Source organism: Bacteroides faecis MAJ27, from assembly GCF_900106755.1.
Lineage (GTDB): Bacteria > Bacteroidota > Bacteroidia > Bacteroidales > Bacteroidaceae > Bacteroides > Bacteroides faecis.
The window spans coordinates 40,889-60,254 of sequence record NZ_FNNN01000029.1; the positions used below are offsets into that span (position 1 = coordinate 40,889).

10 protein-coding genes and 1 pseudogene are annotated in these 19,366 nt (G+C 38.5%); 3 read left to right on the plus strand and 8 right to left on the minus strand.

All coding sequences use genetic code 11. From position 1 onward, the window contains the following. Positions 1-13: 13 nt before the first annotated feature. On the plus strand, positions 14-2,086 hold the full coding sequence (locus BLW31_RS20005) for a glycoside hydrolase family 127 protein (RefSeq protein WP_010536220.1): 2,073 nt from the start codon (positions 14-16) through the stop codon (positions 2,084-2,086). A 10-nt stretch (positions 2,087-2,096) separates the two neighbouring features. Continuing rightward, positions 2,097-4,649 carry a hypothetical protein gene (locus BLW31_RS20010; RefSeq protein WP_010536219.1) on the plus strand — a complete coding sequence of 851 codons (2,553 nt, stop codon included), beginning with the start codon at positions 2,097-2,099 and terminating at the stop codon, positions 4,647-4,649. A 244-nt stretch (positions 4,650-4,893) separates the two neighbouring features. On the opposite strand, the gene BLW31_RS20015 is transcribed toward BLW31_RS20010, so the two are convergent. The 7 genes and pseudogenes from BLW31_RS20015 to BLW31_RS20045 all read right to left on the minus strand — a co-directional run. Further along, complete coding sequence (locus BLW31_RS20015; protein WP_010536218.1) at positions 4,894-6,606, minus strand: arylsulfatase; 1,713 nt, start codon at positions 6,604-6,606, stop codon at positions 4,894-4,896. A 10-nt stretch (positions 6,607-6,616) separates the two neighbouring features. Beyond that, a complete protein-coding gene (locus BLW31_RS20020) occupies positions 6,617-7,978 on the minus strand; it encodes a sulfatase-like hydrolase/transferase (protein ID WP_010536217.1) in 1,362 nt (453 codons plus the stop codon). Positions 7,979-8,232: 254 nt separating this feature from the next. Beyond that, positions 8,233-9,225 carry a DUF4973 domain-containing protein gene (locus BLW31_RS20025; protein ID WP_010536216.1) on the minus strand — a complete coding sequence of 331 codons (993 nt, stop codon included), beginning with the start codon at positions 9,223-9,225 and terminating at the stop codon, positions 8,233-8,235. A gap of 19 nt (positions 9,226-9,244) precedes the next feature. Next, positions 9,245-11,302: a RagB/SusD family nutrient uptake outer membrane protein gene (locus BLW31_RS20030; protein WP_010536215.1), complete on the minus strand. Its 2,058-nt coding sequence runs from the start codon at positions 11,300-11,302 to the stop codon at positions 9,245-9,247. 14 nt (positions 11,303-11,316) lie between these two features. Next, a complete protein-coding gene (locus BLW31_RS20035) occupies positions 11,317-14,397 on the minus strand; it encodes a SusC/RagA family TonB-linked outer membrane protein (RefSeq protein WP_022301402.1) in 3,081 nt (1,026 codons plus the stop codon). A 27-nt stretch (positions 14,398-14,424) separates the two neighbouring features. Continuing rightward, positions 14,425-15,918, minus strand: a complete 1,494-nt coding sequence (locus tag BLW31_RS20040; RefSeq protein WP_022301403.1) for an IPT/TIG domain-containing protein — start codon at positions 15,916-15,918, stop codon at positions 14,425-14,427. Between the two features lie 18 nt (positions 15,919-15,936). Then, positions 15,937-16,548 (minus strand): annotated as a pseudogene (locus BLW31_RS20045) (DUF1793 domain-containing protein); the annotation flags it as partial. A 365-nt stretch (positions 16,549-16,913) separates the two neighbouring features. Between BLW31_RS20045 and BLW31_RS20055 the strand changes: the two are divergent. Then, a complete protein-coding gene (locus BLW31_RS20055; protein WP_010536211.1) occupies positions 16,914-18,086 on the plus strand; it encodes an ATP-binding protein in 1,173 nt (390 codons plus the stop codon). 212 nt (positions 18,087-18,298) lie between these two features. Here BLW31_RS20055 and BLW31_RS20060 read toward each other — a convergent pair whose 3' ends face one another. Then, positions 18,299-19,360, minus strand: a complete 1,062-nt coding sequence (locus tag BLW31_RS20060; protein WP_022301406.1) for a DUF4973 domain-containing protein — start codon at positions 19,358-19,360, stop codon at positions 18,299-18,301. Positions 19,361-19,366: the final 6 nt, after the last annotated feature.

Genomic DNA, 19,366 nt, shown 5'->3' on the forward strand with positions numbered 1-19,366 from the left:
ACAAAGAAGAATTATGAAGAAACACCATTTTACACTGTTATTGGCATTCACATTATGCAACTTAAGTGGCAAGTATACAACAACATATGCCCAAAAGCCGATGGGTAAAGTGACTTTCATTGAAGCCAGAAAGGTACATATAGATGATTCTTTCTGGTCACCGAAAATGGAATTATGGAAACGTGTTACCATTGACGACGTATTAAACAAATTTGAAGGCAAACACGTCAATGAGCCCGGCAATCACAATACATTAAGCAACTTCGACCGGGTAACCCAAGGCTGTACAGGTACCGGCGGTCACGTAGGACCGCCCTGGTTCGACGGACTTATCTACGAATCGATCCGAGGCATTGCCGACTACCTGATATTATATCCCGACAAGAATCTGGAAGCACGGGTTGATGACTACATCAATCGCATTGCAGCCGCACAAGCTACAGATCCGAATGGATATATCAACACCTACACTACTCTTGACGAACCGGAACACCGATGGGGTGAAAACGGGGGATTTCTGAGATGGCAGCATGAGGTATATAACTCCGGTATGCTGATAGAAGCCAGCGTGCACTATTATCTGGCCACCGGAAAGACGAAATTACTCTCCGTAGCAACGCGTCTGACAAACTACATGTGCGAATACATGGGAGAACAACCTAAGAAGAACATCGTCCCTTCACATTCCGGACCGGAAGAAGCAATTATTAAACTGTATTGGCTGTACAAACAGCATCCGGAGCTAAAAACGGAACTTGAAGTGCCTGTCAATGAAGACAACTATTGGAAACTGCTCACTTTCTGGATAGAAAACCGAGGACATCACTGTGGATTCCCCTTATGGAAGAGTTGGGGTAACGAGAAAGCAGAACGATGGATTAGGGAAAACCAATATGCAGAAGCGCAATACAGCCCTCACTCCCGCCCTTCCTGGGGAGACTATGCACAGGATTCCATTCCCGTATTCGATCAACAAACAATAGAAGGACATGCTGTACGTGCAACTTTACTGGCAACAGGCATTGCTACCGCCGCACTTGAGAATCATTCTTCAGCCTATGTAGAAACAGCCAGACGGCTGTGGGACAATATGGTCGGTAAGCGAATGTTTATCACCGGAGGTGTGGGGGCCATCCATGAAGACGAGAAATTCGGTCCTGATTATTATCTTCCCGCTGATGCTTATCTGGAAACTTGTGCTGCCATCGGCGCCGGTTTCTTCAGCCAACGTATGAATGAGCTGACCGGAGAGGGAAAATACATGGATGAACTGGAAAGAGTACTTTATAACAGTGCATTGACGGCTGTTTCCCTTTCAGGCAATCAGTATACGTACCAGAATCCACTCAATGCTGAAAAGCATAACCGTTGGGAATGGCACGGCTGTCCTTGCTGTCCTCCCATGTTCCTGAAATTTACCGGAGCATTCCCCGGATTTATCTATTCTCACGATACCAAGGGGATTTATATCAACTTATTTGTAGGCAGTGAAACACAGATTCAGCTAGGTAAAGGAAAGGAAATTCAGCTCAAACAAGAAACCGAATATCCGTGGAACGGGACTGTACAACTGACAGTCAGTCCCCTAAAAGCAACCCGATTCCCACTTCGAATACGCATTCCGGGATGGGCACAGGGAATAGAAAATCCTTATGGTTTGTATGAATCTGATCTGAAGGATGAGATTAAACTCTACGTAAACAATCAACCTGTCAATCTCAAAATCAAAGATGGATACGCAGAGATTGACCGCAAGTGGTATCCTAAGGATAAAGTAATGCTGAAACTCCCGATAAATCCGCGTATTATTACTCCTAACCATCAGATCAAGGAACTGAATCAACAGGTTGCATTAGCATCCGGTCCTGTGATTTACTGTATTGAAAGTTGCGATAACCCGAACCTCAATCAGATGAGAATAATGCCAGAGACTCAATATGCTATTGGCAAACAACATCAGCAATTCCGCGATGTAAACATCATACAAATAAACAATAATGAATGGTCCGGAATAGCAATTCCTTACTATATGGTAGCAAACAGAGATAAAAACAGCAGTCATAAAGTATGGCTCCCTTTAAAATAGAAACACTAATATGAAAAACAAAAGATTCTTATTTATACTCTTATGCAGTATCTTGATGACAGGTGTTCATGGCGAAAATCCACCGGCCAAAGTGGTATTTGAACAATATATGAATCAAGCTCAAACCTTTGCTGAAACTTATCCACGCGAAAAAGCTTATCTGCATTTCGACAATACAAGTTATTATGTAGGTGACACTATCTGGTTCAAAGCGTATGTAACTCTTGCCGAGAAACAAGTTTTCAGTTCAATCAGCCGTCCTTTATACGTGGAGTTGGTAGATCAGGCAGGTCACATAGCCGACAAACAGATTATCAAATTGACACAAGGAGAAGGAAACGGTCAGTTTGTATTATCCAAATCAATGTTGTCAGGCTATTATGAAGTACGTGCCTACACCCGCTGGATGCTTGCCTTTAACGAGCCGCATTATTTTTCACGTACTTTCCCTATTTATCAACTGTCAAACAGCGATCAGCTGGAACGTAGCATCAGCACTTATGAATTAAGCCCTTCTATGGAAACAAGACCGGAAGAGACTAAAGAGAAACTGAGTCTGCGTTTCTTTCCGGAAGGAGGACAACTGGTAGAGGGGCTTACATCACAGGTAGCTTTTAAAGCAGAAAGTAAAAGTGAAGGTGAGATTAATTTATCAGGTACCCTGTACACCCAAGAAGGACAAGAAATCACTTCTTTCGAGACTTTACACGATGGAATGGGATGTTTTGAGTACACACCTTCTGCTAAACCTGCTATAGCCAAGGTAAACTATCATGGAAAAGATTACAAATTTTCGCTTCCTAAAGCATTGCCCAATGGATATGTTTTAAAAATAAACAACAATGCCGGAGCGATCTCGGTAGAGGTAGCCTGCAATGCTTCGACCCCTCAAGACACATTAGCAGTTTTCGTTAATCACCAAGGACGTCCATATGCTTATCAATTAATCAGTTGCCAAGTAAATAAGCCTCAGAGTTTCACCTTGCTATCCCGTAAATTACCGCCAGGAGTCTTACAAATCAGCCTCATCAACCGTGCAGGAAATACAATAAGCGAACGATTCGTATTTTCCTCTCCTCGGGCACCTTTGCAAATATCTCCCAATGGACTGAAAACAATATATGCCCCATACGCTCCAATCCGCTGCGAACTTCAAGTAAACAATGCCTTGGGAGAACCTATCCCAAGTAAGTTATCGGTGAGTATCCGCGATGCCCTCCGTTCGGACTATTCAGCATACGATAATAATCTTTTCACCGATCTTCTTTTAACATCTGATTTAAAAGGCTATATACATCAACCGGGATATTATTTCACAGAAGCTTCTCCCCGAAAGCAGAAAGAACTGGATATACTATTATTGGTGCATGGATGGCGCAAATATGATATGAGCCAACTTATCGGAACGACTCCATTTGTTGCCAATCAGGCTCCTGAATCTCAATTAGTGCTATATGGACAAGTAAAGTCAACTATTCTCAAAAATAAACTAAAGAATATAGACCTTAGTGTAATGGTCAAAAAAGATGCGAATATTATTACCGGGCAGACTGTCACAGATGAGAACGGGTATTTCAGCATCCCGATGGAAGACTTTGAAGGAGAACTGGAAGCTATCATCCAAACCCGAAGAGCTGGTAAAGAACGGAACAAAGATGCTTCCATCTTTATTGATCGCCATTTCTCACCAGCTGTCCGGGCTTATGACTACAGCGAACTACATCCCAAGTGGAGCAGCATAGATCGCTGGCAGCAACAAGCAGAAAAGTTCGACTCTCTGTATATGGATTCTGTCCGCCGGGCAGACGGTCTTTATCTATTGGACGAAGTTGAAATTAAAAGCAAGCGCCGTTCCAAAAGTACAAACATGACTACTAAGATCAACGAGCAAAGTATTGATGCTTACTATGATATACGACAATCAGTAGATAAGCTCCGTGACAATGGGAAAGTGGTTACTACGATTCCTGAATTAATGGAAAAACTAAGCCCTCTCTTCTATTGGGATCGAACAAATGACACCTATACTTACCGTCAAAAACCGATCTGCTACATTATGGAGAACAGGATTCTATCCGAAACAGAAGTCAAAATGATGTTGACTGAAGTAGATGGATTAGCCTCAATCATTATCGGTAAGGGTAGCGGAGGAATTAGTGACGAAATCATTCAGAACACAAAACTTTCTAACTCAAACGATGTGAATATATCGGAATTAGATAAATATAGCATCTTTTATCTGATTCCACTACCCAGACATAACGTTTTGAATAAGCATGAGACAGCCGCTCTTGGAACCCGTCAAACGATGATACAGGGGTATACTCCGGCATTAGAATATTATTCTCCCGCTTATCCGGACAAAGAATTATATAAAGATCAGGTTGACAAAAGACGGACGCTTTACTGGAATCCGTCTGTGCAGACAGACAATAACGGAAAAGTGGTCATCGAGTGTTATAACAATCAATATTCCACCCCATTAATTATCCAAGCCGAAACATTGAGTAATGATGGTAAAATCGGCAGTATGACATATTCTACAATGGGAACATCCCAATAAGATACAGATACTCACAATGAGTATCGTTCCTGCTATAACTAATATCGCCCCTGATTTCTAAAGAACCAGGGGCGATATTAAATAATTTCAATTGGCAGTTACATCATAACATCTCATCTACTGCCATAGATACCTCAAGATCAATCTACTCTTCATCTGTCCTTCTTTCATTTTTTCGGATGTTTAGGCAGAACAAAGTTCGCATGCGCCCAACGTTCCCATTCCTTGCTATTTTCATCCCTACTTATTCTTCCATTCTCTTTACGCTGTTTTTATTTCTTTTTTGGCCCGGATATGGTTCTACCATACAACGTTTCGCCCATGCTTCATAAGCATTCACCATTTCGCTCATCTTTCCCGGATATTTATCTGCCAGATTATATTGTTCACTACGGTCTTCATTCAAGTTATACAACTCCCATTTGGCATTCTCACCCGGACGGACCAGTTTCCAACCGTCTTTGGACAGAAAGGCACGTTCATTGAAATGTTCGAAGCCCAAATAATCATGTCCCTCTCGATGACCTGTTTTGAAAACAGGAAGCAAACTCTTTCCTTCCATAGGGGTTATATCGTTCCCTTTGTATTTAGTCGGATAAGTAGCACCTGCCATGTCTATACAGGTGGCCATGATATCCATTACATGACCAATCTCAGATGTCATACCTCCCACATTCTTTTTAATCCCTTTCGGCCAATGCGCAATCATCGGAGTACAGATACCTCCTTCATAAGACTTGGCCTTCCAAAAACGGAACGGGGTGTTGGCAACATTTGCCCAGCGAGCTCCCAATGAAGCATAGGTAGTTTGTGGCCCGGGCAATACCTCTTTGTTATGAGGATACACCATCTTCTCCCCTTTGCGAGTCATATCCGGGCGGTCATTCTCTCCCGGAGAGTAATTCTGACAATTTTCATTGCTACAACCATTGTCAGAGAGAAAAAGAATCAGTGTATTATCCAGCTGACCGGTCTTCTCCAGCGCATCAACAACCTGACCAATTCCACGATCCATACGGTCGATCATTGCAGCATGCACAGCCATTGCACGGGCATCCCATTCCGCGTGTACATTGTCCTCCCATCTGTCCTTGAACTGACGTTCAGATAAAAAGTCATCCATTCCCGGAAATATTCCCAGTTGTTTCTGACGCTCATAACGGGCATTGCGTATAGCTTCCCAACCAACTTTATAAGTATCCTTATATTTTTCAATATCCTCAGGCAAAGCGTGTAACGGCCAATGTGGAGCAGTATAAGCCAAATACATAAAAAACGGTTTATCGTCTTTGGCATACTCCGTCACTTCTTCTGCAGCACGATCTGAAAGTGCCTGAGTAATATAGTATCCTTCCGGCACTTCTTTTACAGGCACCTCTCCTTCAACCAAGCTGAACGGGTCAAAGTAGTCTACTACTCCATAAATAGTTCCGTAATGAGAATCGAAGCCACGGTTTACCGGATAATGACATAAATCTGAATAGGTGTCATGGTAAACATGATGTGCCAGCCATTCACGCTGATCTTTACGCAATGGAGTTTCAGCAACATGCCATTTTCCGATCATACTGGTAGTGTAACCAGATTCTTTCAGCACTTCGGCTATCGTAACCGCATTACGTGAAAGTGTACCACGATACCCGGGCAGGTTATCATCAAAAGTCATTCGTCCGATTCCTGCCTGATGCTGATACAGTCCGGTCAGCAAAGAAGCACGGGTGGGACAACTACGACTGGCATTATAAAAATGGTTGAAGCGTACTCCTTGTTGTGCCAGTTTATCAAGGTTAGGTGTATGGATTTCACTGCCATAACATCCTAAATCAGAATAACCAAGGTCATCTGCAAGAATCACCAGTATATTGGGCCTTTTATCAGTTTTTTTCCCTTTTGCGTTTGCAACGGAATTGCCGGCTATCATCAGTGCTGCCGGTAAAAGAAAAGCTTTTGAATTCATGTATTTTTAATTAGCGGTCTGTTTGCAATCCTTTATCTTTATTTCTGGCATACCATTCGCATACTTTCTTGCTTAGTTTTGCTACTAACTCTGAATGTTCTCCAGCTATATTATTTTTTTCGAATTTATCCTGTTCCATGTCAAACAACTGCGGATCGCTTCCATCTCCATTCACCAACAGTTTCCATTTGCCACTGCGTATAGCCAGATGCGGACTTCTATCGTAAGGATTTCCAGGAAACATAAAATGCTTATTCCTACCGAAGTCCCACATTAAATCAGTTTTTCGTTTGGCTTCCGATTTGCCGAGCAGAACCTTCGCATAATTCTGTCCATCGCCTTTATAATTCTTTTCTGTTTTTATTCCGGCTACAGAACACAAAGTAGGATATAAATCCACAGCACATAACACTGAAGAATTGTTCACCTGCCCAGGTTTTATCTTCTTTGGATATTTAACAATAAACGGCATACGGATACCACCTTCATAAAGACTATTCTTAGTTCCTCTCAAATAAGCAGAGCGAACAGCTTTAAAACTAGGCGCAGGCCCATTGTCACTAGTGAAGATGATAATTGTATTTTCTGATAATCCCATATCATCCAGTGTCTTTATAAAACGACCGATTTGCTTATCCATCTCCCCAAGCACAGGCGAGAAAGCCTCTTTCGTTTCCCAACTTTTTCTTTCTTTTTGTTTAAACTCCGGTACCCATGGAGTATGCATATCATCTGGCCAAAGATTGAGAAAGAAAGGAGTCTCTTTATGACGCTCAATAAAATCAATACTCTTATCTACAAAATATTCCGTACGTTTCCAGCGTTTTACACTGTCATTATCACACCAAATCCATTTAGAGGCCGTTATTGCAGGGGCCGGATCGGGACTTTCATAGGTGGAAAGATATTCATCGAAACCATAATTTTTGATAGAAGGCGCATTATGTACATCACGCCCGCCTCCCATATGCCATTTACCGATGTGCCCGGTAGCATAGCCCGCATTCTGAAAGGCACGCGCCATCGAAGGAAGTTTGTCATCCAGATAATTACGTTGTTCACATCTTTTGTTACTTGCTTTATCATTGAGGAAAGTATTAATTCCTACCTCAAGTGGGAAAAGCCCTGTTGTCAACCCGCAACGGGACGGCGAACTAACCGGAGCAGAAGAATAATATTGATTGAACAGTATTCCGTCCTGTGCCAGTTTATCAATATTGGGTGTCGCAACAAACTTGCCTCCATAACAACCAATATCACCTATGCCCATATCATCAATATAAATAATAACTACATTAGGAGGAGTTTCTGCCTGCACACTCACAAGAGGAAGTAAAGCGCTAAGCCAAGGTAAATGTTTTTCTATATTCATTATTGTTCTGATTTAATTAACTTCGTCCTTTTGATGCCTCATACAAAAATAAGAAAGTTATTAAAGAATAAATGAAAAACTCTGACCAATAAAGAACAATATCTGATAAAAAACACCTAAATATTCAAGAGATCTCTAATATCATAGAAATTCCTCACTAGGTCTATTAAATTAAATGTTTCTCAATTATGTGTACAAAATAGAAGGATGCACGAATATTCGTACATCCTTCCTCAAATAATTCATAGAATAGATTACCATTCTATAGCTTGATCTTCATCCGGGATCTGAGTATTAATATTACGTTCAAGTGTCAAAACCCCCGTCACATAATAAGGAATTTCTTCATTGGCAGAAGTATAATCTACAAACTCATAATCAACACTAAATGTAACATAACGATGTAGCAAATATGGACGAGTAACATCCGGAACTTCTGCAATCGTATAAGATGTTTCCTTTAATTGGTTCAATTTAATTTTATCATTATCTGATGTAATTTTCACCAACTTTTCTCCATCCGGTTCAAAGTGGAACTTTATTTTGTATTTATCGCGATCAATCAAGTCTTCATCCATTGCACCGGCATAAAAGAACACCGTATTCTCATCAACCACATATGCAGTACGTGTAGTAGTAGGAATAGCCTCACTTTTATCAATACTCCCATCCCTGTTTTTAATATACACCTGCATAGCAGTTGTACTGTACGTACCGGAATAATCGTTGAAAGGTAATACACGTAATAATGCTTTCGCATAATTTTTACGTGGATGTCCTTCATAGTTGTACGAAGGATCGTCTGCAATACTTAACGGCAATACCCACTTCTTAAACAAATCAATATTATCCAGATTAAAAGTGATATCTAACAGAGTAGAAAATGTACCTGCCGGAATATCCACTGTAGAAGGAAATGCATAGCGATTACTTTCCAGTGCTACATAATAAAGATCTTCACGTCCAAAGCGAGCCGCATTTAAAATATCCAATGTATCTGTATCTACTGCAATATGAACTGTACGATCCTTCCCATTTGGAAGAGAGCCACTTACAATCATAGGTAATCTATAAGTAGCTTCACCACCTTGCTTGTATCTTACATAAATATCAGTTACTCCTTTATCACCAACAGGTGCTTTAAATGAGATATACTGTTCATATTGTTCTTCGTCCCACTCACTATTACATGAGATAACTAACACACTCATGGTTAGTATCATTAAATAAGTATATATTTTCTTCATGTCTTATCAATTCTTCTAGTTAATCATTATAAGTCCATCCCGGATTCTGAGTCAACATCTTATTACGCTTCAACTCAGAATGGCTAATAGGCCAAAAATACATTTTCCGTGAGAAGTTAGTCGGTAATGACGGAATAGCAACTGGAACATGAAATACATCTCTCCACTTTTCTGTCATCAAAGTATTGCAACCATATATGGGTAATGATTCTTCTACTTCAGCATCTTTCCATCTGCGAATGTCATAGTAACGATGTCCTTCACCCATCAACTCAATCTGGCGTTCACGTTTCAATTTTTCGCGGAAAAGATCCTGATCTTCATATTCTGATCTAGTATAATCAGGTATTCCAGCACGAATACGAATAGGCTGAATACCCTTCTTCATCTCATCAATATTACGTTGAATAGTATATTGAGTTTCCTCATCCCAAGAAGCAATATTATAGTTTCCTGTTAATTCATTCAATGCTTCCGCATAAATTAACAAAATCTCAGCATAACGAATTGCAGGTTCTGCTTTTTTACGAATATATTCCTCCTTTTCGTCTCTATTGGTATCATCGGGATGTACAAACTTCATAACCCCAATGCCTGTCCGTAACCAGAACATCGTATTTGTATATCCATTTCCACCACCTCTATAGTAGAAAATTTGCTTATCTTTATTTGCATCGTTCGGCTCATTCAATAAATACCATGTTGAACCATTATAAGCAACTGACGCATAAAAACGAGGCTCACGTCCTACATACTGCATACTAACACCCACTCTGTTATTGCCTAATTCCGGATACTGATCTTTATTTTCATCTGTCACAAACCCTTCAGCACGGGGATTAGGATCAATACGTTTGGCATATGCCGGATAGTCTATATATTCAGAATCTTTTCCCGGACAATTCTTACCATCCTTCATGTAGTAAGCATCACATTGCTTTTGTGTTAGCCCATGGGTATTCCAGCCATTAGCCGCACGTGGCAATTGATGTCGTACCATCACATTAATACCCTCCGTACTTTGATTTTGTCCGCGTGTAAAAATCAGTTCCGGATTATCAGAAGCATTCACATTACCATTAAATAATGAACGATAAGATTCATATGGATCGATATCTTTATATCCATCAGGCCAGCTCTTATTCACGAAGTTACCATCATCATAAGGAGGAAGTGTGGGAAGATATCCGGTACCAACTTGTTCGCTGGCAGATTTATGATATAATTCATAGCGTGTTCCACCTTCAAGTTTCATAACATCAAGGGCAGCCGCAGCAGCTTTCGCCCATTTTTCCTCATTGTATTCCTGTGCTATCAAGTTCCGTCCATTACGATCAACTAAATCGGTAAACTTCTCTGTATCTCCTGGACGAGGATTATTGATCGGACTTGCAGCATAAAGCAGTACCTTTGCACGAGCAGCTAAAGCAGCACCACGTGTCGGACGAGCGACATTATTAGCTCCACGTTTTGAGGGAAGATCCCGAGCTGCAATTTTCATTTCTGAGGCTATATAATCAGCGCATTCATCATACGTATTGCGTGGTATGGCAAGTTCTTCATATTCTTTTGTATAATCCAATCCTTCTTCTGGTAGCAAAGGTATTGGACCATATTTTCGAAGTAGTAACCAATAATAATATGCTCTGACAAAACGTGCCTGTGCTTTCAAATCAGCTCGTTCCTCCTCAGTAAACTTCATATTTTGGTCTATATTCAATATAAAAATAGAAGCTTGGCGTATCCCCTCATAACATGATCCCCAAGGACCTTGTTCCCAGTTCTCATCATATTCACCGTTTTTCCATTTCTTATACTTATCATCACGGTCACCAAAGTACATGTCATCAGCAAAGCAATACATAGTATGTCCTTTACTGGAAACATCCGCATTACTACCAGTCAAATGTTCAAATGCATTTGCCAGCCACTCTTCTGTATAATCTCTACTAGAGAATACATCTTTCAAACTCATACGATCCTTAAAATAGCGGTCAGCATCAAGTTGGTCTGCACAAGAGGAAAGTCCTAATCCGATTCCTAAAATCGCAGATAGTAAAATATATTTTTTCTTCATCAGTATAATCTAAATTATAAGTTAACAGATAATCCTAAAGTAAATGATTTTGCCAACGGATATTCCGTTCCTGTAGAACTTCCAAGTTCCGGATCCCACAACTTAAAGCTGGAGAAGGTTAAGAGATTACTTCCACGAAGGAACAAACGGATATTGTTGAAACGAATTTTATTAACTAATGGTTTGGGTATAGAATATCCTAACTCTAAGGTTTTCAAGCGTAAATACGAACCATTCCGTAACCAGTACGTAGACTGACGATAGTTGTTATTATTCCCACCATAACTTAAACGAGGATATGAAGCATTGGGATTTTCTGTAGCCATTGTTCCCGATATTTCATGTTCAATCCAACGATTAGAGCCAGCAACATCAGCTAAAATATTTCCCCATTCACCAGAACTAAATGCATATACAGTCGGCCCATCTATAAAAAAGGATGTCTTACCAGCTCCCTGAAAATGTACATTTACATCCAATCCTTTCCAGCTTGCAGAAATACCGAAACCATAAATCATATTAGGCCTGGTTGTTGCACCAATAGCTACCTTATCACCATCATTAACAACACCATCACCATTCACATCTTTATATTTGATATCTCCTGGCTGAACTGTACCAAAATCTTGTCTCGGGCTATTACGAATATCATCATAGTCTTTGAATAATCCTAAAGCAATTAAACCTTTTGCCTGATTTACACGATAATCTCTTTCCATTTGATAAGGATAAACATTGTTTTCTTCATCCTTTTCCAAAATGGTATTCTTACTATACGTAATATTACCACGTACCGTTATGTCTACCTTATTAATCTTCTCCCGATAAGCAAAATTACCATCAAATCCCTCCGATAATACCTTACCAACATTTGCCCGTGGATTGCTTCCAAGTCCTACTATACTAGGAAGATATTTACGTTCCATCCAAATACCTTCTCGCTGCTCGTGGAAATAATCGACAGTAGCAGTGAATTTGTCATTAAACAAGGCTAAATCTACACCTAAATCGTGTTTTGTTGCGATTTCCCATGTAGCATAATTGGAAGCCAAATCTGTATAGCGTTTTCCTGAATATGAATTACTATAATTATAATCAGCCCAAGTATAACCAGTACCATCTCCAATAGTATACAAATAAGGGAAACGATATTCATCATTACCAATCTTTAAAACATCGTTACCTACTTTACCGAATGAGTAACGGATTTTAAACATATTCATCCATTTAAAATTCTTTTTGATAATAGGTTCCTCAGCCACATTCCATGCAACAGATACTGCTGGGAAAAAGCCAAAGCGATGGCCATCCGCAAAGTTCTCAGAGCCATTATACCCGAAATTAAAATCTGCAAAATAACGATAATTCCAATTGTAACTTACGCGTCCTGCCAATCCTAAATGACGACGGGCTATGCCTTTCTTCAGATCTTCACCTGTACCTACAGTAAACACTTTAGAATCTTGATTAAATTTCAAAATTCCACCGACATGATGTTCTTTAAAGCCCCGGTTGTAGTGTAATTCCGCTTCGAATATTTCGTTACGATTTCCTTCTGCAGAACTCGTCTGTTTCATTTTCTGCTCTTCAGTGACACGATCGAAAACTATTTGTCCATTTTCATCACGAAAACGTTGCGCCTTATATTGTTCCGGCCATTTAATACGGTCAATATTATTTTTATTCCAAGTATCAAATCCAAAGCGACCTATAAACTTCAATCCCTGGGTTATAAAATCCAACTTTTGTTCTAATGTAATATTAGTTTGTATTGTATTCTCCCAATGTTCTTTGTAACCAGTTTGTGTAGCAAGAACCCAAGGATTTGTTCTTTCACCAGTACCATAAGCAGGTACATAGCCATTAGAATACATCACAGGAACACTAATCGGATTTTGATACATCAAAGATTTCCAAACATCACCGGACAAGCCAGGTTCATTATACTTTTTCAATGAACCAGAAACACCAACCTTTAGTAAGGTCGTTTTCGTAATATCGATATCTGTATTTAAACGATAATTCCAAGTATTAGCATTCGCATTAGTATTATAATCTTTTCTTAATGTTTCATCTGTTTTATACATACCATCTTCTTTGAGATAGCTTAATGAAACAAAATAGCGCGCTGTAGAACCGCCACCATTCATATTCAGATTAGCACGATAAGTCATCGCTCCATCCTTCAACAAAAGATCTTTCCAGTCAACATTCGGATATAAATCAGGATCTAATCCCATGCGTAAAATATTTAATTCATCTTGTTGATAAATAGGTTCCTGATTACGAGTTATTCTCGACTCATTCATCATCGAAGCATACGTATATCCATCCACAAACTCTGGTGTAATTGTACGTGTATTATAAGAGGTCTCTACTTTTGCATCAATGTTAATTTTGCCAGGCTTACCATGTTTAGTGGTAATCAAAACAACACCATTTGCGCCACGACTACCATAAATAGCAGTTGCAGAAGCGTCTTTCAATACAGAGAAGTCTTCAATATCTTCTATATTTACATCATCCAGATCACGCTCAAAACCATCCACCAATACAAGTGCCGATGTACTGGCACCAAATGTGGAGATGCCACGAATCCAGAATTCAGAAGTGTTTCTACCTGGTTGTCCAGATGTCTGCATGGCAAGTACACCAGCTACATTACCAGCTAAAGCATTGACAACGCTTCCATTTGCAGTATGCATCAAGTCAGATACATTAACCGTTGTAATAGCACCTGTTACTGTCAATTTTTTCTGTACTCCTGTACCTGTAATTACGACCTCATCCAGCGAACTGGCTGCCGATTCTTTCATCGTTACATTTACTACACGCTGTTCTTTTATTAACACTTCTACCTTATCAAAACCTACATAAGAGAATATAAGTCGCTGATATGGTTCTATAGCTATTTTATATTTTCCATTTATATCAGTTATAGCTCCCAAACCTGGAACATCTTTTACCGTTACATTTACACCGACCAAAGGCTCTTTCTGCGCATCAGTCACAACTCCTGTCACTACTATGTTTTCTGCCCATGTACTTATTGAACAACTTAGCAGCAATATACATGTTATTAAAAAATATCTCATATTTACATGTGTTTATTCATAAATATATCATTCCACTACAGTGTTCTTCTCTGGATTCTCTTCATCATCCCAATTTTCAAGACCTATTCTACGAATACTATGATTTTCAATATCACCGACATAGAATACATTGTTTATAGAGTCATAAGCTATTGCGGCAGGCTGATCAAAGCGAGCCTCTTCACGCAAATCGCCATTCACATTTCCATATGGTTTGTCATTTAACCCGGCACTTCCACGACCTGCAAAAGTCGTTACCAATCCTTCTGGAGTTAATATACGAATACAATGATTATGGCGGTCACAGAAATAAAAATCATAGTGATCTGATTTTCCTTCATCTACATATTGTTGATTCTTGACAAAAACACCTTGATAAGGACTATTCAGACGGGCACTTGTTCCAACCTTGTCTTCCCAGCCTGATTGCCCAACTTGCCCACACAGTAAATAGGGTGTACCAAAACTCTTTGTTTCTTCATTATAATTAGTCCGCATGATATAATGCTGATTAATCACTACAATATAAGCATAATTGCCTGTAGGATGAATAACCATATTAAACTCCCAATTATTATCTTGGATGGACCCCATATAATCACGATGTGCTATACTATTATCTTTTCCAACTCCCCATTGTCTATAATCGTACCGATAAATATCTCCTTTGGTATAACTATTATAATACAACTCTTTATTTCTAGGATGGATAGCAGAACCATTACATTGTTTACCGGCAGCCAATACTTGGAAACTTGAAAAATTGTCTGCACGTGTTGCATAAACATTACTAACGATATTGATATCCGGATCACCTCCACTTCCTCCATCATTAGCAATAATCATCGTATCTCCATCAACTGTCCATGTAATAGTACGCATACGTCCTAAATCTCCTCCAGTCTTCAATCCAGTACTAATTTTTTCATTTTTTAGATCAAAAATGCGCAATGGTTTACCGTTATCCTGAGCCAAGTACAGGGTGTTTGGATAATCTTTAGGGTCAAATGAAAACCAAGTTGGTTCTGCCACACCATAATATTTTGTAAATGATTCGGCAAATGAGCCATCCATTGGTTCATAATGTCCATCCTCTCTTTCCTTTCCATATAAAGTAGAAACCAGAATTTTACGAACATAGGTAAATTTATCTTTAGCTTCTACTGTTTGAGCATCCGAACCTTTTCCAATTGTCAGAATTAAGTTTCCCTCTTTAACTTTACCAGGAATCATACAATAAATACTATTTCCTTTTGCATTAATTACAGGAGCCTTTTTACCTCCAATTGTCACGTCTATAATAGAAGTATCAGTACCAAAATTACTCCCATTAATTATCACGCGTGTCTTAGCTCCTCCCTCTTTGGGAGTAAAATCTGTTATTTCTATTGGTGTACCAGGATCATAAGGTGCGGTTTCACCATCATTGTCATCCTTACAACTCATGAAGCAAAGAGTTAACAAGACTAATAAGAACCAATGGGTATTCCAATGCCCTCTCTTCATTATTCTACATTTCATAATAAAACTAGATTTAATTTATTGATTGTTCAACATTTTATCTGTCAGTACCTTCATCCAATGTCCTCCAATAACCGAACGAGCCTTGAACCCTGTCATCTGAGCTGTTTTTGTATCATACCAATCACTAACAGGTACCCGTGAAACCGTTTCATTGATATATTTATAAAGAGGATCTACAAACTTCTCAAAAGTTACTTGATCAGAAGACATAGCTGCCGTCCACATAATCCAATCAGACTTTGTGTAATCTTTCCGAGAATCCAATGGTAATCCATAAGGATTCTGCTTAGTCAAGTAATAATTGATTTCTTTGCCAATTACATTATTAGGAAAGAGGTTCAGATTCCACATCTTATCCCAGATCATGTTGTACTTTTGGCTCCAAGTGTTTTTGCGATCGAAAGCAAGGCGATAATGATCTCCTTCATTTGCCATTTCCTCCCATTTGACTGCCATTTTCTGGGCTATAGTAGCATACTTATCTGCTATATCATTAAATCCTAACATTTTAGCCATCTCGCTGTAACCAGCTATTCCCATAATTGCTTTCACTGACAAGTTCGCATTATGAGCCCAATGCCCGGCAAAGTCGTCCGTGCACAACTGGTTCTCCGGGTCCTGTCCAAACCGCATCTTGGTTTTACAACATATTTATATTCAATATATTATAAAATAAATAAGATAAAATCGTATTGTTAGTTAGAAAATAAATAAATAATTATATCGATTTTATTGCATATGAAAGGTCTTACTACCTTTTGTTTGTTTCAAATAGAATATTTGTTCCTGAATAGTAATTTATTCTGCTTTGTAGTAATTACATTAATTTTGAAAAATGGTAAAATACAATATATCATATATAAATCAGGCAGTAGATATTTTAGGTACAACTCTTTAAATTGCAGAATAAAAAATGCAATATTTGTTTTTTTTGCTATTTTTATTCTGCAATTTATTGTATATTTGTTCATTCAACTAGAAAATTATCAATTATGGAGACTCTTTACAGAGCATATAGAACATTGCTCAATAACACTTCTACAGATTTTGTTCGTTACCTTCACGATCAAATTGAATGGGACAGCCGCTTAATAGCTATACTAGGTGCAAGAGGTATAGGAAAGACGACTATGCTTTTACAACATATAAAACAATATGATAATATTGATGAGACTTTGTTTGTTACAGCTGATGACCTTTATTTCTCTGAACATAGAATTTTTGATTTAGCGATGGAATTTTATCAGCATGGTGGCAAAAAACTCTATATAGATGAAATACATAAATACTATGGTTGGTCTCGTGAAATAAAAAATATATATGATCTAATTCCAGGAATACAGGTTGTATATACAGGGTCTTCAATATTGGACCTGGAGACAGGAGAAGCTGATCTGAGTCGACGAAAGTTAGAATACCGTATGACAGGACTTTCTTTTCGGGAATATCTTGCAATTTCAAGAGGTTATCGTTTACCCGTTTATTCTTTAGAAGACATTTTAAAAAACAAGGTTGATTTCCCATATAATTTAGAACGACCTCTTCAGTTATTTAAGGAATATCTTCAACAGGGATATTACCCCTTTTTCAAGGAGAAAGGGTACTATATTCGATTACGGAGTATTTTAAACCAAGCATTGGAAAATGATATTCCCATTTTTGCCAAAATGAATATAACCACGGCACAAAAATTAAAAAGGCTATTGTATATCATTGCTCAGAGTGTCCCTTTCAAGCCTAATTTCACAAAGTTAGCAGCTCTACTTGATATAAATAGAAATACGATATCAGAGCTTATATTCTATTTGGAGAAAGCTGGTATTATTAATCAATTACGCTGTGATACAGAAGGAATCAGGTTGTTAGGAAAAGTAGATAAAGTTTATTTGAATAATACCAATTTGGCTTATGCCCTTTCAGATAGTATGCCGGATATTGGGAACATACGGGAAACAGTATTCTTTTCTTTGATGAGAGCTACACAACCAATTACAACTTCTTCCTGTTCTGACTTTTCCATAGGAAAATACACTTTCGAAATAGGTGGTAAAGGTAAATCTCAGAAACAAATTCAGAATATTGAAAATTCCTATATCGTAAAGGATGATATTGAATTCGGAATGCAAAACATAATTCCATTATGGATGTTCGGATTTACATATTAAGAAAAGAAGCGGATTGACATTTTCTATTAGTATTATAACTAATAAATAAACAGAAAATAAGTACTCAAACAATTGGCGTGAATGTTCTCATAACTTTTATCTTTAATATATTTATAAAACAGAAAGGTGCACGGATATTCGTGCACCTTTTCTTTAATAATAACTTGAACTTCACCCTCTTCTTGATTCATTAGATTAGCAATTAAAAGGAACTACCATTCGATTGCTTGATCTTCGTCTGGAATCTGAGTATTGATATCACGTGATAATGTTAATGTACCTTTTACATGATAGCGAATGATGGTGCCTTCCACTGGTATATAATTGAAATAATAGTCAACATTATTAATTATTACATAACGGTGTTCCAGATAGGGCTTAGCGTCATCCATTGATGAAGAAATACGAAATGAAGGAGTCACGTCCTTGTTTAATTCAAATCCAATCTCTTCTGCATTATCACAGGAAATAGTAACCGAACCATTCGTCTCGCCATTAAAGGTAAATTTAATTTTATACTTTCTACGGTCTGTATAATCCTCATCTACTATTCCTGCATACGTAAAAATAGTCTGTTCATCTATTACATATCCTCTTATTGACGATTTTGTGATAGATTCTGCTGTTTCTATCGGTTTACCATCTCCATCATATCCCGTCACCACCTTGTTGGTTATTCCTGTACCAGAATAATCGCCAGAGTAATCATTAAATGGGAAGATTCTCAATATTGCCTTAGCATAGTCTTTACGCGGATGAGCTACGTAGTTGTAAGACGCGTCGTCTACAATCTGCAATGGAAGTACCCATTTCTCTGACATATCAATGTTGCGAAAATCAAATTTAAGATCCAGCAAACCTTTATTTTCTCCCGCTTTTATCAGTAGAGATTCTGGATACGAAGCGTATGCCAATCCTTCTGCTCCCATATCCTCATAATATAGTTCTGTACGTGTAGCGTAACGAGCGTAATTCAAAATATTCAATGTATCAGCATCATGTGCTACGTGTACAGTGACATTACTTGGATTGTCGGTAGAGCCACTAACAAGTATTGGCAACTGATAATTGGATCTCCCTTCTCCTCCTTCAGCATAATTTCCTTCTGCATCATGGCGACTATAAGGTACATATATATTCGTCACTCCCTTACTATCCAGTTGTGAACTGAAAGAAATGTAGTGTTCATATTGTTCATCTTCCCATTCTGAATTGCAGGAAGTTCCCAACATTGTCATTGCAGCCAAAGCTGCCAAAGTATATATTTTTTTCATATATAA